Raw genomic sequence first — 20,364 nt, forward strand, 5'->3', positions numbered from 1 at the left:
GGCCGCGGTCGACGGGAGAGAGTGGAAAATTCTGCCGCTGCGGCAGCTCTTGCCGGGGTTGAGGCGCTCTGCACGACATGGAAAGCCCTCATTTCATTCGAGTTTTGCTGATGGCACGGCGCTTGCTCCCGATGAGCCCGCGAATGCAATCGAGCCGCCTTGCGCGGCCTGTGTCGGAGTACTGCCATGTTGTTTGCGCTTGGTGCGGCCGGATCTCTCGTAGATGCTCTGTCATCGCTAACTTCCTCGCAATCGTCGTCGGCCACCTCGTCCACGAGCCCGAGCCAGGGTAACCCGTTCGATCTCGGGGCCGGCGCCCAAGGTCAGGTCCAGGGCCAGATTTCGAGCGGCTTCTCCACGGGCTCCGTCGGGCCGACGATCTCGCCGCAGACCATGAGCGCTCTGATCCAGGCGCAAAGCCAGTCGGGCACGACCAACACGGCGCCGACCGATCCCTCCGCCGCGCTTAAGGATCTGTTCTCCCAGATCGACAGCAATGGCGACGGCGTGATCAGCAAGCAGGAATTCGAAAACGCGCTCGGCGCCGGCGGCACCAACGTCGCGGCCGCCGATGACGTGTTCAACAAGCTCTCCAACGGCACCGGCTCGGTGACACTCGACGACCTGAAGTCGGCGCTGCAGGGCGCGGGCCATCATGGCGGTCATCATCACATGCACGCCGATGCCGGTGGATCGACCGGCGCGGACGGCAGCGCCGATGCCCTGGCGCAGGCGCTCGCCGGCGCTTCCAGCACGACCGTGACCAACAGCGACGGCTCGACCACGACCTCGATCACCTACGCCGATGGATCGAAGGTCACGATGACGACGCCCGCGTCCTCGAGCTCCTCGAATTCCGGATCGAACTCGGCCACCTCGTCCTACAACTGGATCGAGCAGATGATCCAGCGCGAGGCGCAGTCGCTGTCGGCTTCGCTCTCCTCGTCGGTTTCCCTCAGCGCCTGATATAGCGCGCATCACCCAAAGCGATCCCGCCACGCGGGCAGCGCGTCTGGAAAGGGCAGTGCGGTCGCCATGAAGACGCCGCGCGCGATCGCGCGCGCGAGCACATTGGCTGCGACCGCGCCGAGCTCGGTCAGGCCGACCACGGGGTCGATCGGCTTCTCGCAGGTCGCTGCGGCAAAGACCACGTCGCCGTCGAGCGGCGCATGCACGGGATAGATCGCGCGCGCCATCCCGGTCTGCGCGATCATCGCAAGCCGCTTGGCCTGGGCTTTGGTCAGCGTCGCGTCGGTGACAACGGCGGCAATCGTGGTGTTCTCCGCCGACGTCGCCGCTGATCTGCCCTTGAGCCGCAGCGCCAGCATGTCCGGGATGAACGAGGCGGGCAGGCCGCGGCCGCCATATTCGCCGTCGATCTCGAACGGCGCGGCCCAGAACCAGGGGCCGTCGCCGATGGTTACGCTGCCGACTGCATTGACCACGGCAAGCGCCGCCACCAGCGCGCCGGTCGAGGTTTCTGCCGACGCCGAGCCGAGGCCGCCCTTGAGCGTCGCCGTGGTCGCGCCCATGCCGGCGCCGACGCTTCCCAGGGAAAAGTCTTTGCCGGCCGCAGCAGCCGCGGCATAGCCGAGGTTGCGATAGGGCGGAAAGCGCCCCCACTTCTTGTCGCCGCCGTTGAGCAGATCGAAGCAGATCGCGCCCGGCACGATCGGGATCACGGCATCGCGGATTTTGAAGCCGCGGCCCTGCTCGGCAAGCCAGGCCTGCACGCCGCCTGCCGCATCCAGTCCCAGCGCCGAGCCGCCGGAGAGTGTGATGCCGTCGATGGCCTCGACCGTGCTTTCGGGTCGGAGCAGGGCTTCCTCGCGCGTGCCCGGCCCGCCGCCGCGCACGTCGATCGCGGCAACCGCGGGCTTGTCGAACAGGATCGCCGTGACCCCGGAAGCGAGCCGCGCATCGTCGGCGTGACCGACGCTGACGCCGGCGATATCGGTGAGGAGATTTTTCAAGGTGGGAGTGTCCAAAGCAGGGTGATCGGCTGATGCCGGATAATCGGTAACTTTCACTTCGAATGTCAAACAGCCTCTCCGGCGTCATCCCCGCGAAAGCGGGGATCCATAACCACAGGCGGTTGTTGTTGATACATGCTATTGGTTACGGCCGTTCCCATTACTCCATCCTGGGGTTATGGGTCCCGGATCGGCGCTCGCGTGCGCTCGCTTGTCCGGGACGACACTGAATATTGAGTTGCAACATAAAGGCGTAGGTTCGCATCCTCGCGGCACGGAATGCCCGAGTCATGCATCATTTTGTGGCCCTCGAAGAGATGAGGGCGCAGGGAATGCCGGGTGCCGTTGCACCCGCAGCCTCGTGTGCGAGAAATGCGCGAAGAATGCACACGAGAAATCCACAGGTACAACCGAACACACTCCGGCATTCCCTGCGCAATGGTTTACGACTTATACGCGATCTCCCCGGAGTGCCGGGCTTGTTAGCCTCCGTCGCCTCGCCCATCATCAGGAGCGAAGCTTGACGCCAGCGTCGGGGCGCCAGGACCACGCGATTTCGCCGTCCGCATCGCACGCCGTTCGTCCCACGGCCGCAACGCGTCCATCGCATTCCGCCTCACGTTTCGTGACGATTGGCCGCAACGTCCCTCATCTGGAGGCGGGATGGCGGCAATCAATCACAGTCTTCCGAAAAACGGAAGACAAATATTTTTCGTCGAGGGGCTTGACATCGCTTCCGATAATACGAAGTCATCGCAGATGATTTGCCCGTCGACTGCGCCAATGCCCTGCCGGGCGCGGAACTGTCCGCTGCAATTTGTGTTGGATCGACGGGCGCGCAACGAATGGATCAAGCTCCCATGGCCCAGGCTCGAGGTAAATCGCTTTTCTTCCGCAAAGGAGGCCGCGCCGGCGCATGGCTCGCCGTTGGGCTCACGCTCCTCGTGGCACCCGCGCTCGCGCAAGACGCAGGCGTGAGCGGCATTGCGCCGGGGCCTGGAAATATCAACGGACTCAACGGCTCGGTCAGGGACCCCTCGGGCATCGGCAACGCGGCGAGGGTGCCGTCGCTGCCTCCGCCCAACATCACGCCGATGATGCCGCCTGGCGCTGTGCCGCTCACCTCGACCGCACCGGCGCTGGTGCGTCTACCGCGGGGCCGTGTGGTGCGGTGGTCGCACCTGTCGCCACGCGAGCGGCGCATCGCCGAGAGGGCGCGGATCAGGGAGAATGACCGGCTGCTCAGGCATGGCGTCACCAGCATCTGCCGGGGATGCTGAGGTTCGAGGCCCGTAGAGAACCTCTCAACCTGATCCACTTACGAAGTTCTTCAGCTCGTTAAAGAACTGCGCGCCCCCTGGGTCCTGCTCAAGCAAGACATGGTTCTTACCCGGCAACGCAACGAAACGAGCATTTGCAATTGAAGCGGCCATTTCGCGGCCCAAAGCAATCGGAACCCGCGCATCGTCGCGGACATGCATCACCAGGGTCGGAGCCCGAACCTGAGGTAACAAATGCCGGACGTCGAACTCGCCGACTGTCTCTAAGTAGCGCACGGCGCATTCCGGTGAAGCGCTCAGACGCTGCATTTCGTTGAATGCGTCGGCCTGCTCTCGGGTCGCAGTCGGCATCATCTGGGACGTAAACAACTGACGGAATGTTGCGTCGTCCGAGCCCCATCCGAGCTTCATCAATGTCTTCATGGCCGCCCAACGCTCGTGATCCGCGGCGGTGGTATTGGATCTCTTGTTGAATCCGGTTGCAAATCCACCATACAACACGAGGTGCGAGACACGATCAGGGTATTTTGCCGCGTACGCGATCGAGACGGCGCAGCCCTGCGAAAATCCGATCAAGGGAAATCGATCGAGACCAGCGGCATTGACAACTGTCTCCATGTCGCTCACCCACGCATCGAAGGATATGTCGCCGACGTCCCAGTCAGAGAGACCATTGCCACGCGCGTCGTAACGAAACAGCGTAAATGATTTCGCCAGCTCGAGCAGGCGATAGCGGAAGACCGGCAGCTCCCAATCGTACTCCAGATGTCCCATCCAATGAGCCGATCGCACGAGCGGTGGCCCCGACCCGACCTTCGCATACGCCAGCCGAACACCATCAGGCGCATTGCAATACCGAACCTCCTGCTTGAGGTCTGATTTGGCAAGAACCTGCGCCGCCAACGGCCTGCCGTCGTCTATATCAACGCGGAAGACCTCTATCGGTCGAGCGATGTTTTTAAGGTTCTGTCGGCCGAGTTCACGGCACGGGAGACTAATCTTCCCCTCGATCAGGTCCAGGACCTGGCGAGAAATGCAAATACCACCGCGGGGGGCAATGCCTTCAAGCCGCGCTGCGACGTTTACGCCGTCGCCGAACACATCGCCGCCGTCTTGGATCACGTCGCCTATGTTGATGCCCACCCGGAATTCGATGCGCCTGTCAGGACTTATCTTCGCATTGCGTGCGGCCATCCCCCGTTGAATTTCGAGGGCACATCTGACCGCATCGACCACGCTCGGAAACTCGGCGAGGACCCCATCCCCCGTGGTCTTGAAGATACGTCCGTGGTGCTGCTTGATCTTTGGGTCGCTAAGCGCCCGCCGATGTGCCTTCAAGGACGTGAGCGTGCCCTCTTCATCAGCGGCCATCAACTTGCTGTAGCCCGCGACGTCGGCCGCGAGGATTGCTGCGAGGCGCCGCTCGACGTGTTGCCGCATCGGCTCGGTTCCGCTTGTCCTGAGCTGTTGAGCTTACGAGTACGCCTACAACGTGTCCATAGAGGGCGCTTGTCAGTCGAGGGAGAGGAGCTGAGACAAGGCGGCCGTTCAGCGGCGAGGGCGTAGCATCTGCGATTCGAGGAATGGCGGACTCATTGCCAACAGTGCCGCTGGGCCGAGTTTGACCCGACGCAGACTTGCGCCACATGCAGATGCGAGCGGGTTGCTCGCGGATGGAACCGTTTGGCGGTCCGTCAGTTAATGCGATTGTTTCTCATCCCATGGAGACAAGCATGAAGAAGCCCATTCTCGCATCCGCTTGCGCTCTTGCGCTTGCGGGTGGCGGCGCAGTGGCCCAGACGCAGCAGCCCGCGCCCGAGGCGTCGCCCGGGATCTCCAAGCACATGTCCAAGCACACCATGCATATGAAGCATGCGAGGCGCATGAAGAAGGAGACGACTGGGCAAACCACCGGCATGGCACGCTCGAAGGGGACGACTGGCCAAACCACTGGCACGGCACCCTCAAAGACCAAGCAGCCTGGCGCGCAGTATTAAGCTCTTGCACGTCCAGGTCACGTAAGGCGGGCACGCCCCTGCGGAACACCAAACCGGCTCGGATAAGGCGGTCGAGCGACGAGCCGGGTTGCGTCTCTGCCTTGCGCAGCACCGCGGTTGACGGCGCGTGAGAAAACTCACGACCGATCGCACTCCGATCTAGGCCACGTCCTTGGGCCGGGCCAAGCCGGCGAAGCAGCAGGTGTTCGGAGCGCATCAACGCGCAATCCGCGCACTGATGGAAACTATTGCGTCAAGAGAGATCGCCGCCGGCGTGGAGCCAGCGCATTGGCATGGGAAAGCCGCGACGCTTGCAGGAGGTCGGGCTTATGACGTGTCGATCCTGCTCGGTGTCGGCCACCAGCTCGGCTGGCATTCACGTCGTGTACACGCTGCTACCGGCAACAGCTCCGCTTCGCGGTCGGCCAGCCATGGCGCCGCACCTTGGCACTTAAGGCAATTCCTGTTGCGAGAGGCGTTATAGGCGATCAGCGTATTGTGCCCTTCTGCGAAGCAGGCGGTACGCCTCAAGAGGTCCGCTCACCGGGGGCACAGCGGCCTAGTAACCCCATCGCCACCCCGGGTGACGCCATCGCCAACCTGGGTGACGCCATCGCCAACCCGGGTAAGCACCGCGATAGGCGCCATAGGCGCCGTACCAGTTCGGGCGCCAGTGGCAGCGGCCCCACGGGCCGCAGACCCAGCGGACCTGATCGATGTTGGCGGTCTGGCCGGCTATCCGGTCGGCATGCGGAATACCATTCGGCATTGCGGAAGCCGCAGTCGAGGTGAGCGCTGCGCCGCCAAGCGCGGCGAGTGCAACAAGAGCCACTCTGTGTCTCATGGATATTTCCTCCTCTGAGACTCCAGAACCTGCGCAACATCAGATGGTTGCCGCGGCGAAAGCGCGGCTTGCGATTTAATCTTGCTGAATATCGGTTCAGACCAACCATTGCGCTCACCTAAGTGCGTCGGTCGGACCCCGCAGAGCCCGCAGAGTCCGTGCGATGGTGTTTGCGCCGCAATACCGGCCTCATGCGCATTGACGGGGCTGACATGGCTGCCGCGCGCATGGCAATTTCCCGAGCTCTAGACGGAACGGGAGCCGACCATGTCCGACGACATCAAGCCTGAAATTCGCCGTGCGCCGCCACGCATGCGCTGGCCGGGGGAGCGCCACGTGGCCGTCGTCTTCAATGTTGCCTATGAAGCCTGGACCGAGCAGGGGGCTTCCGCGATTGGCCCGATGGGCAATCCGTTGCGTCCCGGGGTCTTCGACCTGAATGCGGACTCCTACGGCCGCTATGGCGCGAATGTCGGTATTCGCCGCTTGATGACGATATTGGATCGGGCGGGAATTGCGGCGAATGTCTATGTTTCAGGGGTGCTGTCGGAGCGCGACCCGGACCGGGTTCGAGCCGTCGCCGTCGCCGGGCACGAGATCGTTACGCATGGCTATGCCCAGGATCTTGTTCCCGCGTCTCTGACGCCTGAGGAAGATGAAGATTACATGCGTCGCGCGACCACCGGCCTTGCCAAGGTCATCGGGGCGCAACCGACGGGGTGGATCAGTCCGCGCGCGACGGCGGGCGTCGATACCTTTCGGCGCCTCGTCCGACATGGCTACAAGTGGCAGGGTGACGCCCTTGACGATGATCTGCCCTATCTGCAGACATATCCGGAAGGAGCGCTGGTCGCGGTCCCGCTGGCGATCGAGCTGAACGACCTGTCGCACGCGATGCGGTGGGGGCGGACGCCCCGGCAATTTGTCGACATGTTCGATGAGGCATTGAGCCATCTGCTCGCAGCGACGGACGACGTCGTCATCCTCGACGTGCTCTGCCACGCCCATTGTTATGGCCGGCCGGCCGGAGCGTGGGCCTATGATGAAATCGCGAAGAAATGCGCCGATCGTCAGGACATCTGGGTGACCACCCGCGGCAAGATCGCGGACCACTTCTTGTCGTTGCTTTGAGCCCGCGGGCGGCCGCCGACTTCGTGTCGCGACACAAGCGCTCGTGAAGCGGGTCGAATTTAGCACTTCTTCCAAGCGGCTTCGTTTTATCCACGTTGCGTAATGCAGTATATCGGTTCTCAAATCATAACCATCGCCTTGCCTCGACGGGAGGATATCATGAAAATGTACCAGCTTTATATCAACGGCCAATATGTCGACCCCGCCAACGGCGGGTGGTTCGATTCGATCGATCCCTATCGCGGCAAGCCGTGGGCCAAGATTCCGCGGGGGTCCAAAACCGATGCCGATCGCGCGGTGAAGGCCGCCAATGAAGCGATGTGGCGCGGGCCGTGGGCGAAGATGACGGCATCCGCGCGCGGCAAGGCGATGCGCAAGCTCGGCGACCTCGTCGCTGCGAACGCGGAGCGTCTCGCCGAGATCGAGGTGCGCGACAACGGCAAGCTGATGGCCGAGATGCTGGGCCAGCTTCGCTACCATCCGGAATGGTGGTGGTATTTCGGTGGGCTCGTCGACAAGCTCGAAGGCGGCCTGGTGCCGATCGATAAGCCGGAGACCTTCGCCTACACGACGCATGAGCCCGTTGGCGTCGTCGCAGCACTCACGGCCTGGAATTCGCCGCTGTTGTTCGTCGCCTGGAAATGCGCCGCGGCGCTGGCGGCCGGATGCGCGGTCATCGTCAAGCCATCGGAATTTACCTCCGCCAGCACGCTCGAATTCGCTGCGCTGACGAAGGAGGCCGGCATTCCCGATGGCATCTTCAATGTGGTCACCGGCTTCGGGCCCGAGATCGGCACCGAGCTGATCTCGCACCCCGGCGTCGCCAAGATCACCTTCACCGGATCGGACACGACAGGCGCCAAGGTCTACGAGGCTGCGGCGCGTAGCCTCAAACGCGTCTCGCTCGAGCTCGGCGGAAAGTCTCCCAACATCGTCTTTGAGGATGCCGATCTCTCCGCTGCGGCGGCCGGCGCGGTCTCCGGCATCTTCGCGGCGACGGGCCAGACCTGCATCGCCGGATCGCGCCTCTTGGTGCAGAGCTCGATCAAGGACAAGTTCGTCGAGCGCCTCTTGGACCTCGCGCGCTCCGCCAAGATCGGCGATCCCATGCTGGCCGACACCAATATCGGCCCCATCACGACGCCGGCCCAGTACAAGAAGGTGCTCGACTATATCGATGTTGCGAAGGCGGAGGGCGCGCGCTGCCTGCTTGGCGGAAACCCGGCTTCGGGCGCGGGCATCACCGGCGGCCAGTTCGTCGAACCGACGATTTTCACCGATGTCGACAACACCATGCGGATCGCGCGCGAGGAGGTATTCGGGCCGGTGCTCTCAATCATCTCTTTCGACACCGAGGAGGACGCCATCCGCATCGCCAACGACACGATCTACGGCCTTGCCGCAGGCATCTGGACGCGCGACCTCGCGCGCGCCGTCCGCGTGCCGAAGCTCTTGCGCGCCGGAACGGTGTGGGTGAACACCTACCGCGCCATCAGCTACATGATGCCGTTCGGCGGCATGAAGCATTCGGGCGTCGGGCGCGAGAGCGGGATCGACGCGGTCCGCGAGTATCTGGAAACCAAGAGCGTCTGGATCTCGACCGCGCAGGACGTGCCGGCCAATCCGTTCGTCATGCGCTGAGCGGATGGCAGTCCATTCATAGCGGCGACCGGAGCAAGCGTTGCTTGTCGATGATCGGGGGCGTCATGGAGGCAGCCATCATGTCGGCGGGCCGTCCAGGATCGGCGGCTGGAACGCAAGGCTGAAAGCTCCGAAGTCTCAGGCCGTCCTTGCGACTGGGTTCGGCATCGCGACGCGCAGCGCATAGTAGACCGCACCTGCGATGGCAACGCCAAAGAACCAGCCATAGACACCCCACCAGGATGGCAGGATGGACGTGAAGTTGGGCAGGATGGACGAGAAGAGGGCCCCAACCGCTGCAGCGACAAGGGCGTTCACATTCCAGCCGTTCTGATAGCGATACTCGCCTTCCTCCTGGTACAACGCGGGCACGTTTACTGCGCCCTTCGCAATCAGATAATAGTCGACCATCAGGATGCCGAAGATCGGCCCCATCGTCGCGCCGATCACGCCTACGAAAGAAGCGGCGCTGCCTTCCCACGGCGCGAACGGATAGAGCGCGAGCGCGATCAAAGCCGCGATATAGCCGCCCTTCTTGAAGTCGATGTATTTGGGAAACACGTTGGAGAAATCGAACGCCGGCGAGACGAAATTGGCGACGACATTGATGCCAAGCGTCGCCACCGCGAAGGTAATTGCCGCGAGCAACGCCAGGAACCAGCTGTCGAACTTCGCCGAAATCTGGTCCGGGTGCAGCAGCACTTCGTTGTAGACGTGGAAGGCTGCGATCGTGGTTACGCCGGCAACCAGCGAGAACAGGATCAGATTGACCGGGAGCCCCCAGATATTGCCCTTGCGCACCGCGGCCACGTCCGGCGCGTAGCGCGAGAAGTCGCAGAAATTGAGGTACAACGCCGCAAAGTAAGTGATCCAGGTCGCGGCGACCGCGAACAGCGCGGTGGGCGAGCCCGGCGCACCAAAGACGCCGACGTCCTTGGTCTTTTCGAGCAGCACGTCCTGCGGAATCGGCGAGATCAGCGAGATGCCGCCCGCTTTGATGCAGAGAAAGACCGCGAGGATCAGCATCATCACCCAGACCGCCGGCCCGGCCCAATCCTGGAAGCGGCGCACCGTCTCCATGCCATGCTGAATGATCAGAAGCTGCAGCGCCCAGACCACGACAAAGCAGATGACTTCGAGACCGGAATGGCCAAGCAAGTGCGTCGATTCATGAAACGATTTGAAGACCTCCATGCGCGTCAAAAGCGCAACGATGGCGCCCGATGCGGCCGAGGTCTGAGCGCCATACCAGAAACAAGCGACGATCGCTCGGACCAGGGCAGGAACGTTGGCGCCCCAAACGCCAAAGGAGGCGCGCGCCAGAACAGGATAGGGCACGCCGGTCTTGACGCCGGCATGGCCGATAAGGCTCATCAAAAAGAAAACGACCAGCGAACCAATTCCGATCGCCAGGATGAAATTGACAAAACTGCCACAGAGGAGAAACAAGCTCGCCGCGAGGTAATAGCCCCAGAGGCTATGCACGTCCGAGGTCCAAACGTTGAATATGCTGAACGCCCCCCAATTGCGGACCTTCGCGGGCGCCAAATCCTCATTGTAGAGCGAGGGCGACGCGTTTTTGATCTCCATGACTCCCTCCGACGGCCTTTGATAACAATCAGATTTAACCACGCTTTGTGATGCTTCACCAGCTACACATGGAGTCGGCCATCAGCGAAACCGAAACTCTGCTGACCCATGGCGGGGTTCATTTTGTGAGCAAGGTGGGATAACTCGCTGGCAATCATTTCACTTCGCTGATATCGGGGCTGGAGAACTTGCCTACCCTCGGCAAGGCCGTGCTGTGGCAAGGCGCGCAGAAGATCCGCTTTGGGATGGTGTGATGGCAGACCCCCCTTATCCCCGCGATTTGCGCGGCTACGGACGCAACCCGCCGCATCCGCATTGGCCCGGTGACGCCCGCGTCGCGGTGCAATTCGTGGTGAACTTCGAGGAAGGCGGCGAGAACAACATTCTGCATGGCGACGCCGCCTCGGAGGCTTTCCTCACCGATGTGCTCGGTGCCCAGCCCTGGCCGGGGCAGCGCCATGCCAATGTCGAGTCGATGTTCGAATACGGCTCCCGTGCCGGCTTCTGGCGGCTGTGGCGCATCTTCACCGAACGCAAGCTGCCGACGACCGTGTTCGGTGTGGCGACGGCCTTGAAGCGCAACCCGGAAGTGGTTGCGGCGATGAAGGAGGCGGGCTGGGACATCGCGAGCCACAGTCTGAAATGGATCGAGCACAAGACCATGTCGGAAGAGCGCGAGCGCGCCGAGATCGCCGAGGCCATCCGCGTGCATACCGAAGCGACGGGGATGCGGCCGCGCGGCTGGTACACCGGGCGCTCCTCGATCAACACCATCCGGCTTCTGATGGAGGTGGGCAGCTTTCTCTATTTGTGCGATTCCTATGCCGATGATCTGCCCTATTGGGTCAAAGGCCCGGCCGCGCCGCAGCTGATCATTCCCTATACGCTCGATGCCAACGACATGCGTTTCATCAACGCACAGGGTTTTGCCGGCGGCGATGATTTCTTCACCTATCTCAAGGACAGTTTTGACCTGCTTTACGCCGAGGGCGAGACCGCGCCGAAAATGATGTCGGTCGGCTTGCATTGCCGCATTGTCGGCCGCCCCGGCCGCGCCGCGTCGTTGCTGCGCTTTCTCGACTACATCTCAAAGCACGAGCGCGTCTGGGTGCCGACGCGATTGCAGGTCGCCGAGCATTGGCATGCGAATCTGGCGCATCTGGCCAAGCACGCGCCGAGTATCGGCTAGTCGTCCGTTAAGAAGCCCATTTGATAGCGGCTGGAACAGCGAGCAGCCGCCACAAAGCGTTCAAGTGCCCATCATAGTGATTACCCGGCAGCGCCTTGGCAGGGAAGGAAGTCGGCGCTGACAGAGCGCCAAGGCGAAACAGACGAGCATCCCGGTCGCCGTGCGGCAAAGTGGCGGATTGGCCCGCGCCGTTAACGATCCCTTAACCGTCGCAGCCTAGCTTGTGGTTACTTTTCGGTTAATAGACCGCGCGGTTCGTTCCGGGAGGACAGCCGATGGCCATCGATACTCTGACGTATTCCGAGCTTGGCGCCCACCTGACAATCTCGCCCACGGCCGCTCGTTCGCTTGCCAAGCGGCTCGGGCTGCCGCGCTTCCTTTCGGATGATGGCAAAGCATTGGTGCGCGTGGACCTTGCGCAAATACGGCATACGCCACGCCCACCTGGCCGTCGCGAGGCAGGCAACGTGGCCCTCACGGCAAAGATCGCGGCAATGCAGACGGAGATCGCGCGGCTGGATGCGCTGGCAGGGCGTCACCGGGCCGATTTCGAGCGTGAGCGCGAGCGCGCCGATCGGCTGATGGTTGAACTGCTGCAGGCTAAAGCAGAGACGACGGCGGCCAAGGAGGCGACGGCCCGGCTTGAAGGTTTTCTGCGAAGCAGTGGTCGAACGGAGGACGCGATCAACAGCCATGGACTGGCTGCACGCCGGCCGGGAACCCTGGCCGCAGACCTGGTGGCCGCAGACCGCAAGGCGGTGAGGGAGCAATCGACATCCTGCAATTCCGGCTTGCCGGGGAAATCCTGAGGCAACAATGACCAGCATCACCGATATTCGCGAGATGAAGGCCCGCATTATCGTACTTGGGGTCGGCGGCGCCGGCGGCAATGCTGTCAACAATATGATCGCTTCCGGGCTGCAAGGTGTTGAATTCATCGTCGCCAACACGGACGCCCAGGCGCTCGCCTCGTCGAAGGCCGAGCGCATCATCCAGATGGGCGCGCAGGTAACCCAGGGTCTTGGCGCCGGCGCGCAGCCCGAAGTGGGGCGCGCCGCGGCCGAAGAGGCAATTGACGAGATCCGCGATCATTTGACCGGCGCGCACATGGTGTTCGTTACGGCCGGCATGGGCGGCGGGACCGGCACTGGCGCTGCTCCCGTCATCGCCAGGACGGCGCGCGAGCTTGGCATTCTCACCATCGGTGTCGTCACCAAGCCTTTCCACTTCGAGGGGCAGCGGCGCATGCGCTTTGCCGAACAAGGCATCGCGGAACTGCTCAAGGCGGTCGACACGCTGCTGGTCATCCCGAACCAGAACCTGTTTCGGGTGGCGAACGAGAGGACCACTTTCACCGATGCGTTCGCGCTGGCCGACCAGGTGCTTTATTCGGGTGTGGCCTGCATCAGCGATCTCATCGTCAAGGAAGGTCTGATCAATCTCGATTTTGCCGACGTTCTCAGCGTCATGCGCGAGAAGGGCAAGGCCATGATGGGCAGGGGCGAGGCTTCCGGCCCCAAGCGCGTGCTCGACGCCGCCGTGGCCGCGATCTCCAATCCATTGATCGAGGATCCCTCGATCAAGCGCGCCAGCGGTCTCATCATCTCCATCACCGGCGGCCGGGATCTCATGCTGTTCGAAGTCGAAGAAGCCGCGACCCGCATTCGCGAAGAGGTCGATGCGGACGCCAACATCATCGTCGGCGCCACTTTCGATGACAGCCTGGACGGTGTCGTCCGCGTCTCGGTGGTGGCGACCGGCATCGATAACCTCGGCGCGACGCGCCAGGCGCAAGCATCAAGCCTGCTGGCGGAACTTGCCAGCAAGCTGCGCGACGAGAACCTCCGCAGCGCCGAGCGGATCGAGCATCGTGCATCGCGGCCGCAACTGAGGAGTCCGGCGCTCCACCTGACGGCCCGACACCTCGAACAGCCGTCAACAAAGCCGATATCGGAACAGGCGCGCAATGCGGCTCGGCGTGGTCTTGATCCGCACGGCCGCTTATCCGCTGCGCGCAATTCGATCGAGCAAGTTCTCGATATCCCGGCCTTCCTTGGCCGCAGGACCAACTGAAGGCCAAGTGAAAACCGGCTCGCGCGCAAGCGCGTGAGCGTGCCCGTCGACCTTTTCGAGCGCCGCGGCGATCCGATCAGGCGGTGCTTCTGTCCTCCGTCATTCGGCGTTTGACGGTTTCGCAGGTCTTGCGAACGTCCTCGGTGAACAGGGCGCACTCCTCGATGCGCTTGAAGATCTTTTTGGCTTCCTCGCGATATGAGGCCGCGGTATCGCGAATGAAGGCAATTGTCGTATGCACCTCGGCGGTCATTGCCTCGCATTTCTTCGCCGCGCTGATCAATTCAGTCCCCATCGCTTCGATCTCTTTGGCCGCGGCTTCATAGTCGCGCACCACGGCCTCGGCAGCGAGCTGGCCTACACGCGACACCCCTTGTCGATGCTCGACATAGTCCGGCAATGGTTCGGTCGGAACGCGGGGGGCAGCCCTGCCGGGCAATGTGGGCAAGGCCGCCGTGACGTCCGCTTCGAGCTTCGCCAGATCGAGCGCGTTGTTTCTTGGAAACTTCTCGATGTTCGCCATGAATCAAATCTCCTACTGGACTCTACCCCTCCAAGAAATGGAGCCAATGGGCGAGAAAATTCCGGACAGTCGTCGCCCGCCCCGACCACCCCGCGGGATCGCATCCCGGGAATGGCGAGCTGATTGAACATCCTGATTCGTGGCGAAAGATTCGCAAAACTACGGCCATCGTCTATCGTGAAGATGTCCGCCTTGGATGTCCGCTTGCATGGAAGGGGTCCGGCCGACATTCCGCTTGAGCAGCCGACCAGGTTCGACCCTGCTGTTAATCTCAAGACCGCCAAGGCTCTCGGCATCATTGTGCCGCTATCCATCGACAATGCGGCAGATTATCCTTGGCTGTAAGCGCGATCGGCCCTATGCCTGCCGGGCGTGGTTGGTTTGATGCGCCGCCCAAAACCATTGCCGTTTTGGGGGTGTTGTTCGGCGGCGTTTTTCAGTTTGGACCAGTTGACGGGATATGAACCGGAAAGAACGACGTGCGGCCAGCAAGCGACGCGACGAGTTCGCAAGAAGCTCAAGCGCGCTTGCCTTCGGCCCGGCGGGCGTCAGCATTGCCGATCTCGCCGCTGCGGCAAGTCGTTCGCACCGGATGGGCCGCATCAACGAAGCGCAGGAGATTTGCCGTCAAATTCTCGCGCGCGAGCCTGCACATGTGCAGAGCCTGAATCTCCTCGGTCTGATGGCGCAGGCATCCGGCGATCACCGGCTCGCAGTGAAGACGTTCGCTAAAGCGATTGCTTCGGACGAGGTGAACGCAGCTTGCCACTACAATATCGGCAATTCGTACCAGGCGCTGGGTCATCGCACCAAAACGATCGCGCATTTCAGCAAAGCGCTTGCGCTCGGCATGGACGAGAAGGCGGTCAGCTTCATCCTGCAGGGTCCCGTCGTCGCCAAATATGTTGCGCGGATTGCGGGCAAGTGGCCGCTACAGGTAACGAACGTCGAATTGTTCGGCACCGAAAGCATCACCCTGCTTGCAAAGGACCTCTTCCTCCGCTGTGCGATGGAAGCGATGACGCTGTCGAGCGTGCAACTGGAAGTGTTGCTGGGACATGCGCGCGCCGAGCTGCTGCGGCTTGCAGGCGAGCAGGGCGAAGATAGCGGCGAAGCCGACGATAATATAGTCGCCTTTGCTTGCGCACTCGCTCGGCAGTGCTTCATCAACGAATATGTCTATGCACAGACCGAAGCGGAAAGCGGACTTGCGAGCGTACTGCGCGGTCGATTGCTGCAGGACCTGGCGTCGGGGGCCGCAATAGCTCCACTCACGCTGGCGGTGGTTGCGGCCTATTTCCCACTTCATGCCATGCCGACGGCGGAAGCGCTGCTGCGCCGGGATTGGCCTGCGATGGTGGCCGGCCTGTTACAGGTGCAGCTCCGCGAGCCGCTTGAGGAAGCGGGCGAGCGCACCGCCATTGCGACACTCGCGCCCATAAAGAACAGCGTATCATTGCAAGTGATGCGCCAATACGAGGAAAATCCCTATCCGCGCTGGACCATCAACCCGCTCACCGCATTCGCTGCCGATCAGGCGCGGGGAAGGACCATCCCGACAGCGGAACGGCAAGCCGAACTGGATATTCTGATCGCGGGTTGCGGTACCGGCTTGCACGCGGTTCAGATCGCGCAGGTCTATCCGAACGCCCGTTTGCTCGGGGTCGACGTCAGCCTGGCCAGTCTTGCGCACGCGCGCCGAAAGACACGAGAACTGGGCTTGCGCAATATCGAGTATGCACAAGCGGATATTCTGGAATTAGCCACGATCGATCGCACGTTCGATAGCATTGAGTCGGTCGGTGTGCTCCACCATCTTGCAGAACCGACGGCCGGGTGGCGCGTGCTGGTCTCGTTGCTGCGATCGGGTGGCAGGATGCGCATTGGATTATACAGCAATCTGGCCCGCCGCGTCATCGCGGAGGCCCGCGCCCGCATCGCGGCGCGCGGTTATGGCGCCACAGCCGGCGACATAAGGAGGTGTCGCCGGGACATCATCCGCGAGGCGGAACACTGGAAAATGCTGATTGGCGCGAAAGATTTCTACACCATGAGCGGCTGCCGCGACCTGCTGTTCAACGTCATGGAGCATCACTTCACTCTCCCCGAGATCGCGGCATTTCTGAAGGACAATGATCTGTCTTTCCTGACCTTCGAACCCTTTGACGATCCGACGGTGATCGAAAGCTTTCATAGACAGTTTCCGGGCGCGGCCGATGAGGCCAACCTGGATCAGTGGGGCCGCTTCGAAGCCGATCATCCGGAAACTTTTTGGGACATGTATGTCTTCACAGTGCGCAAGAACGCGCACTGAAGCTTCAGGACGCGTCGGCCCAGACTATTCAACCAGTACAAGCTGGCCGATCATCGCCTGCACATGCGCAAGCCACGCGTTGCGGCGCTCCTCTTCGGCAAGGTCGATCTGCATGTAGCTCGACAGCGTGTAGAGATTGGCGCGGTAGAAATAGGTCAGCGACAGGATCGAGAGGTAGAGGTGAAAGCGGTCGCAGTCGCTCCTGAATTCACCGCGCTCGACGCCGCTCGCGAGCACGCGGTCGAGCACGCCGAGCTGCGTGTTGGAGAAGCTGCGGCGGATATTGTTCTTGACGTGACGTCCCTTGAACAGATTTTCCGAGGCCAGGATGCTGAGCAGCTCGGGGTGCTCCCAATAGTAGTTCCAGTTGAACGCGATCAGCGCGGCGAGCGCCTCGCGCGGCCTTGAAAGATCGAGATCGAGCGCTTCCTCGCGCGCGACGAGATCGGCATAGCAGTGCTCGATCACCTCGTGAAACAGCTTCTCCTTGCTCTTGAAATAGTAATAGAGCATGCGGTCATTGCTCTTCGCCGCCTTGCTGATGCGCTCAACGCGGGCGCCGCCATAGCCCTCCCGCGCGAACTCGGCGACGGCCGCGCGTAGCAGCGCTTCGCGCGTCTGGTCGGGGGCGCGCGCCCGCCGCCGCGCCTTTGCGGACTTGGCGCGGCCGGACTTGGCGCGGTTGGGCTTTGCCTTCACGCGCGGAGCGGGCCCGGATCCGGTCCAGTCGATTTCATTCGCCATGGCGCATCCTCGCAAATCACGACCGGCAGCATGGGGGCTGCCTGTTTTTTGGCAAGCCCCTCCGGTTTTTCGCCGTTGACAAGGCGGCCGGACCGGTGTTCGATATGTAGTAAGTACTACATACATTCGGTAATGTCGTCACGGGAGGGTGGCATGAAGCTGTCGGATGTAGTGAAGCTGGCCGCGTTGGCCTTGGTCGCCACCGCCGGAGCCAGCCCTGGAACCGCGCGGGCGGGCGAGCCGCCGCCGATCAAGATCGGCGACATTTCCTCTTATTCGGCGCTGCCGATCGGCACCCGCGGCTACCGCCAGGGCTGGGAGCTGGCCCGCGACGAGATCAACGGCAAGGGCGGTGTGCTCGGCCGCAAGCTCGAGATCATCGCCCGCGACGACGCCGGCAAGCCCGATGTTGCGATCACCCAGGCGACCCAGCTTGTCGAGAACGAGCAGGTCGACATGCTGACCGGAACGATCCTGTCCAATGTCGGACTCGCGGTCGCCGATTTCGCCAAACAGAAGCAGATCTACTTCCTGGCCTCGCAGCCGCTGACGGATGCGCTGATCTGGGAGAAGGGCAACCGCTACACGTTCCGCCTGCGGCCGAGCACCTACACGCAGGCCTCGATCCTGGCAAAGGAAGCCGCCAAATTCCCGGCGCGCCGCTGGGCGACGATCGCGCCCAACTACGAATTCGGACAGGCTGCGGTGGCAAACTTCAAGCGCGAATTGAAACGGCTGCGGAGCGATGTCGAGTTCGTCGGCGAACAATGGCCGCCGCTTGGCAAGCTCGACGCCGGCGCCGTCGTGCAGGCGATGGTCGCGCAAAATCCGGACGCGATCTTCAATGCGACCTTCGGAGCGGATCTGGCCAAGCTCGTGCGCGAGGGCACGACGCGCAACGCGTTCGCCAATCGCTCGGTCGTCAGCATCCTCTCGGGCGAGCCGGAATATCTCGCGCCGCTCAAGGACGAGGCGCCGCAGGGCTGGCTGGTCACCGGCTATCCCCCGAGCGAGATCAAGACGCCGGCGCACGACGCGTTCCTGAAAGCCTATGTCGGCCGCTTCAAGGAGCAGCCGAATATCGGCGCGCTGATCGGCTACATCAATACGCTGGTGCTCGCGAAGGCGATCGAAACCGCCGGCTCGACCAAGACCGACGATCTGATCAAGGCGACCGAGCACCTGAAGGTCGACACGCCGCTCGGCCCGATCGCCTTTCGCGCGATCGATCATCAGTCGACCATGGGCGTCTACATCGGCAAGCTTGCGGTGCGCGACGGTCAGGGCGTGATGACCGACTGGCGCTACGTCGACGGGGCCGACTACCAGCCTGCCGATAAGGACGTGCTCGCCAAGCTGAAGAACTGACGTCCGGATTTCTTTTCCGAATCCTGGAGGCCGCGCCATGAACCTGCTCGCCCCTCGCAACACCTGGTATCCGCTCACCTGGTCGCGCAACGTCACGCGCAAGCTCAGCCGCCATCGTGTGCTCGGGATGGATTTCGTCGTCTATCGCAGCGAAGCCGGAACGCCGGTCGCTCTCGACGATGCGTGTCCGCATCGGCTCGCGCCGCTGTCGATGGGCAAGCTCAAGGGCGATGCCATCGAGTGCGGCTATCACGGCATGACCTTCGGCATCGACGGCCGTTGCGTCCGCATTCCCGGCCAGTCGATCATTCCGCCGAATGCGCGGGTCCCGTCGTATCCGCTGCAGGAGAAGATGGGGCTGGTCTGGATCTGGCCGGGTGATCCTGCACAAGCGGATCCGTCGCTGATCTATGACCTGCCGCAGTTCGGTGACGCCGCCTGGCACGCGGCCGAGGGCGACGCGCTCAGGATCGAGACCAACTATCTCAATCTCGCCGACAATCTCTGCGATCCCGCCCATGTCAGCTTCGTGCACCTGTCGACGCTCGGCAATGCCGCGAGCGAGGAGATTCCGGTCGAGTACTCCTTTGGAGAGGATAGCGTACTGGTCTGGCGCTGGATCAAGGACGCGCCGCCGATTCCGCTGTTCGCCAAGTACGGCAACTTTTCCGGGCACGTCGATCGCTGGCATTACTACGATTACCGCGCGCCGTGCATTGCGGTGATCGACTTCGGCAGCGCCGCGACCGGCGCCATCGTCGATCCCGAAGACCGCGGCGCCGGCTTGCGCATTTTCGCCTGTCACTTCATCACGCCGGTCGATGACAATATCTGCATCGATCACTGGCTGCATGTGCGAAATTTTGCCCTTCGCGATGCGGAGGTGGACCAGCGGCTGCATGCGGACTTCCGCATCGCCTTCAACGAGGACAAAGAGATTCTGGAGCGCATCGAGGAGGTCGCGCAGGCGAGACCGAACGCCAAGTGCATCCGGCTCGCCATCGACGCCGCCCCGCAGCGCATGCGACGCATCGTGGAGCGGATGGTTGCGGGCGAAGCAGAGGCCCGCGCATCGGCGTGAGATTTCAGGGTCTGTCAGCTGGCGAGGTCCTCAATCACCCTCGCAAACATCCGGCGCGTGTCGCTGCTCAGCGGCTCGTGAACATTGTCGTCGAAATTCTTGACCCGCTGCTTTTGCTCCAAATAATGCACCGTCGGCACCAGCGCACTCGTTGCCTCACGACAGAGTACGCGCAGATGCATCAGCGTTTCCGGATTCAATTCGGTGGATTGCAGCTTCTGTATCCCGTCGATAACGCGCGTCAGTTCAGCCTTCGATTGCTCGAAGTCGTCGTCATATTTGAGATATTCGTCGGCATCGCCAACGATCAAGGATCGAAGCGTCTTCAAGTCATCCGGAGTCAGTGGCTTCTCTAGCTGCAATTTTGCGAGAAGCGACCGGTAGGCCGTATGCGACCGAAGGTATTGGCCTGAGGATGATTCAAGTTCACTCAGCTTTTCGGCCAGACGACTATAGTTTTCCGCGGTTCCGGCCGTCGAAGACTGCGCCGCGACGTTCAGCGCCTCCGAGATTTGCGCGACCAAGTCCTGAATGTCAGCCACGGTTACTCCTTTTCTTCGTATGCATAGCTATCGGTGCCGCTTGTGACCGGCATTAATTCAGCTTGCGTGCAAGC

18 protein-coding genes and 1 pseudogene are annotated in these 20,364 nt (G+C 62.3%); 12 read left to right on the forward strand and 7 right to left on the reverse strand.

Translation table 11 applies throughout. From position 1 onward, the window contains the following. Positions 1-186 precede the first annotated feature (186 nt). A complete protein-coding gene (locus tag VKR55_RS30715; protein WP_324409153.1) occupies positions 187-966 on the forward strand; it encodes an EF-hand domain-containing protein in 780 nt (259 codons plus the stop codon). 11 nt (positions 967-977) lie between these two features. On the opposite strand, the gene VKR55_RS30720 is transcribed toward VKR55_RS30715, so the two are convergent. Next, on the reverse strand, positions 978-1,973 hold the full coding sequence (locus VKR55_RS30720) for a P1 family peptidase (protein WP_324409154.1): 996 nt from the start codon (positions 1,971-1,973) through the stop codon (positions 978-980). An 860-nt stretch (positions 1,974-2,833) separates the two neighbouring features. Here VKR55_RS30720 and VKR55_RS30725 point away from each other — a divergent pair. Then, entirely contained in the window at positions 2,834-3,253 is a 420-nt protein-coding gene (locus VKR55_RS30725) for a hypothetical protein (protein WP_324409155.1), read from the forward strand. A gap of 24 nt (positions 3,254-3,277) precedes the next feature. Here VKR55_RS30725 and VKR55_RS30730 read toward each other — a convergent pair whose 3' ends face one another. Next, entirely contained in the window at positions 3,278-4,693 is a 1,416-nt protein-coding gene (locus VKR55_RS30730; protein WP_324409156.1) for an alpha/beta fold hydrolase, read from the reverse strand. A gap of 293 nt (positions 4,694-4,986) precedes the next feature. Here VKR55_RS30730 and VKR55_RS30735 point away from each other — a divergent pair, with 293 nt between their 5' ends. Then, entirely contained in the window at positions 4,987-5,250 is a 264-nt protein-coding gene (locus VKR55_RS30735) for a hypothetical protein (RefSeq protein ID WP_324409157.1), read from the forward strand. 559 nt (positions 5,251-5,809) lie between these two features. On the opposite strand, the gene VKR55_RS30740 is transcribed toward VKR55_RS30735, so the two are convergent. Beyond that, positions 5,810-6,094, reverse strand: coding sequence for a hypothetical protein (locus tag VKR55_RS30740; protein ID WP_324409158.1), 285 nt, complete (start codon positions 6,092-6,094; stop codon positions 5,810-5,812). Between the two features lie 267 nt (positions 6,095-6,361). Here VKR55_RS30740 and VKR55_RS30745 point away from each other — a divergent pair, with 267 nt between their 5' ends. Together VKR55_RS30745 and VKR55_RS30750 are read left to right on the forward strand one after the other, a co-directional pair. Continuing rightward, positions 6,362-7,225: a polysaccharide deacetylase family protein gene (locus VKR55_RS30745; protein WP_324409159.1), complete on the forward strand. Its 864-nt coding sequence runs from the start codon at positions 6,362-6,364 to the stop codon at positions 7,223-7,225. Positions 7,226-7,384: 159 nt separating this feature from the next. Continuing rightward, entirely contained in the window at positions 7,385-8,866 is a 1,482-nt protein-coding gene (locus VKR55_RS30750) for an aldehyde dehydrogenase (RefSeq protein ID WP_324409160.1), read from the forward strand. Positions 8,867-9,004: 138 nt separating this feature from the next. On the opposite strand, the gene VKR55_RS30755 is transcribed toward VKR55_RS30750, so the two are convergent. Next, positions 9,005-10,456 (reverse strand): NCS1 family nucleobase:cation symporter-1, encoded by a 1,452-nt coding sequence (locus tag VKR55_RS30755; RefSeq protein ID WP_324409161.1) that lies wholly within the window; start codon positions 10,454-10,456, stop codon positions 9,005-9,007. A 253-nt stretch (positions 10,457-10,709) separates the two neighbouring features. Between VKR55_RS30755 and puuE the strand changes: the two genes are divergently transcribed. The 3 genes and pseudogenes from puuE to ftsZ all read left to right on the forward strand — a co-directional run. After that, positions 10,710-11,645 carry an allantoinase PuuE gene (gene puuE / locus VKR55_RS30765; protein WP_324409162.1) on the forward strand — a complete coding sequence of 312 codons (936 nt, stop codon included), beginning with the start codon at positions 10,710-10,712 and terminating at the stop codon, positions 11,643-11,645. A gap of 275 nt (positions 11,646-11,920) precedes the next feature. Continuing rightward, complete coding sequence (locus tag VKR55_RS30770) at positions 11,921-12,454, forward strand: hypothetical protein (RefSeq protein ID WP_324409163.1); 534 nt, start codon at positions 11,921-11,923, stop codon at positions 12,452-12,454. Between the two features lie 7 nt (positions 12,455-12,461). Next, a pseudogene (gene ftsZ, locus VKR55_RS30775) lies at positions 12,462-13,412 on the forward strand (cell division protein FtsZ); the annotation flags it as partial. A 382-nt stretch (positions 13,413-13,794) separates the two neighbouring features. Here ftsZ and VKR55_RS30780 read toward each other — a convergent pair. Continuing rightward, complete coding sequence (locus VKR55_RS30780) at positions 13,795-14,241, reverse strand: hypothetical protein (protein ID WP_324409164.1); 447 nt, start codon at positions 14,239-14,241, stop codon at positions 13,795-13,797. Positions 14,242-14,364: 123 nt separating this feature from the next. On the opposite strand from VKR55_RS30780, the gene VKR55_RS30785 reads away from it, so the two are divergent. Both VKR55_RS30785 and VKR55_RS30790 read left to right on the forward strand, forming a co-directional pair. Beyond that, on the forward strand, positions 14,365-14,586 hold the full coding sequence (locus tag VKR55_RS30785) for a hypothetical protein (protein ID WP_324409165.1): 222 nt from the start codon (positions 14,365-14,367) through the stop codon (positions 14,584-14,586). A gap of 247 nt (positions 14,587-14,833) precedes the next feature. Beyond that, on the forward strand, positions 14,834-16,555 hold the full coding sequence (locus VKR55_RS30790; RefSeq protein WP_324409166.1) for a class I SAM-dependent methyltransferase: 1,722 nt from the start codon (positions 14,834-14,836) through the stop codon (positions 16,553-16,555). Between the two features lie 24 nt (positions 16,556-16,579). Here VKR55_RS30790 and VKR55_RS30795 read toward each other — a convergent pair whose 3' ends face one another. Next, positions 16,580-17,299: a TetR/AcrR family transcriptional regulator gene (locus tag VKR55_RS30795; RefSeq protein ID WP_324409167.1), complete on the reverse strand. Its 720-nt coding sequence runs from the start codon at positions 17,297-17,299 to the stop codon at positions 16,580-16,582. Positions 17,300-17,452: 153 nt separating this feature from the next. On the opposite strand from VKR55_RS30795, the gene VKR55_RS30800 reads away from it, so the two are divergent. Then, entirely contained in the window at positions 17,453-18,667 is a 1,215-nt protein-coding gene (locus VKR55_RS30800; protein ID WP_324409168.1) for an ABC transporter substrate-binding protein, read from the forward strand. Positions 18,668-18,704: 37 nt separating this feature from the next. Then, positions 18,705-19,748 (forward strand): aromatic ring-hydroxylating dioxygenase subunit alpha, encoded by a 1,044-nt coding sequence (locus VKR55_RS30805; protein ID WP_324409169.1) that lies wholly within the window; start codon positions 18,705-18,707, stop codon positions 19,746-19,748. Positions 19,749-19,762: 14 nt separating this feature from the next. Here the strand turns inward: VKR55_RS30805 and VKR55_RS30810 are convergent, their stop codons facing one another. After that, positions 19,763-20,290 carry a hypothetical protein gene (locus tag VKR55_RS30810; protein WP_324409170.1) on the reverse strand — a complete coding sequence of 176 codons (528 nt, stop codon included), beginning with the start codon at positions 20,288-20,290 and terminating at the stop codon, positions 19,763-19,765. Positions 20,291-20,364: the final 74 nt, after the last annotated feature.

Source organism: Bradyrhizobium sp. (assembly GCF_035309285.1).
Lineage (GTDB): Bacteria > Pseudomonadota > Alphaproteobacteria > Rhizobiales > Xanthobacteraceae > Bradyrhizobium.

What these genes read in the sequence shown, in the direction of transcription:
- VKR55_RS30745 (WP_324409159.1), top strand. Translation starts at nt 6,362, where the DNA reads ATGTCCGACGACATCAAGCCTGAAATTCGCCGTGCGCCGCCACGCATG.
- VKR55_RS30780 (WP_324409164.1), bottom strand. Translation starts at nt 14,241, where the DNA reads ATGGCGAACATCGAGAAGTTTCCAAGAAACAACGCGCTCGATCTGGCG.
- VKR55_RS30735 (WP_324409157.1), top strand. Translation starts at nt 4,987, where the DNA reads ATGAAGAAGCCCATTCTCGCATCCGCTTGCGCTCTTGCGCTTGCGGGT.
- VKR55_RS30725 (WP_324409155.1), top strand. Translation starts at nt 2,834, where the DNA reads ATGGCCCAGGCTCGAGGTAAATCGCTTTTCTTCCGCAAAGGAGGCCGC.
- VKR55_RS30805 (WP_324409169.1), top strand. Translation starts at nt 18,705, where the DNA reads ATGAACCTGCTCGCCCCTCGCAACACCTGGTATCCGCTCACCTGGTCG.
- VKR55_RS30795 (WP_324409167.1), bottom strand. Translation starts at nt 17,299, where the DNA reads ATGGCGAATGAAATCGACTGGACCGGATCCGGGCCCGCTCCGCGCGTG.
- VKR55_RS30790 (WP_324409166.1), top strand. Translation starts at nt 14,834, where the DNA reads ATGGGCCGCATCAACGAAGCGCAGGAGATTTGCCGTCAAATTCTCGCG.
- VKR55_RS30740 (WP_324409158.1), bottom strand. Translation starts at nt 6,094, where the DNA reads ATGAGACACAGAGTGGCTCTTGTTGCACTCGCCGCGCTTGGCGGCGCA.
- VKR55_RS30770 (WP_324409163.1), top strand. Translation starts at nt 11,921, where the DNA reads ATGGCCATCGATACTCTGACGTATTCCGAGCTTGGCGCCCACCTGACA.
- VKR55_RS30730 (WP_324409156.1), bottom strand. Translation starts at nt 4,693, where the DNA reads ATGCGGCAACACGTCGAGCGGCGCCTCGCAGCAATCCTCGCGGCCGAC.
- VKR55_RS30715 (WP_324409153.1), top strand. Translation starts at nt 187, where the DNA reads ATGTTGTTTGCGCTTGGTGCGGCCGGATCTCTCGTAGATGCTCTGTCA.
- VKR55_RS30750 (WP_324409160.1), top strand. Translation starts at nt 7,385, where the DNA reads ATGAAAATGTACCAGCTTTATATCAACGGCCAATATGTCGACCCCGCC.
- VKR55_RS30755 (WP_324409161.1), bottom strand. Translation starts at nt 10,456, where the DNA reads ATGGAGATCAAAAACGCGTCGCCCTCGCTCTACAATGAGGATTTGGCG.
- puuE (WP_324409162.1), top strand. Translation starts at nt 10,710, where the DNA reads ATGGCAGACCCCCCTTATCCCCGCGATTTGCGCGGCTACGGACGCAAC.
- VKR55_RS30800 (WP_324409168.1), top strand. Translation starts at nt 17,453, where the DNA reads ATGAAGCTGTCGGATGTAGTGAAGCTGGCCGCGTTGGCCTTGGTCGCC.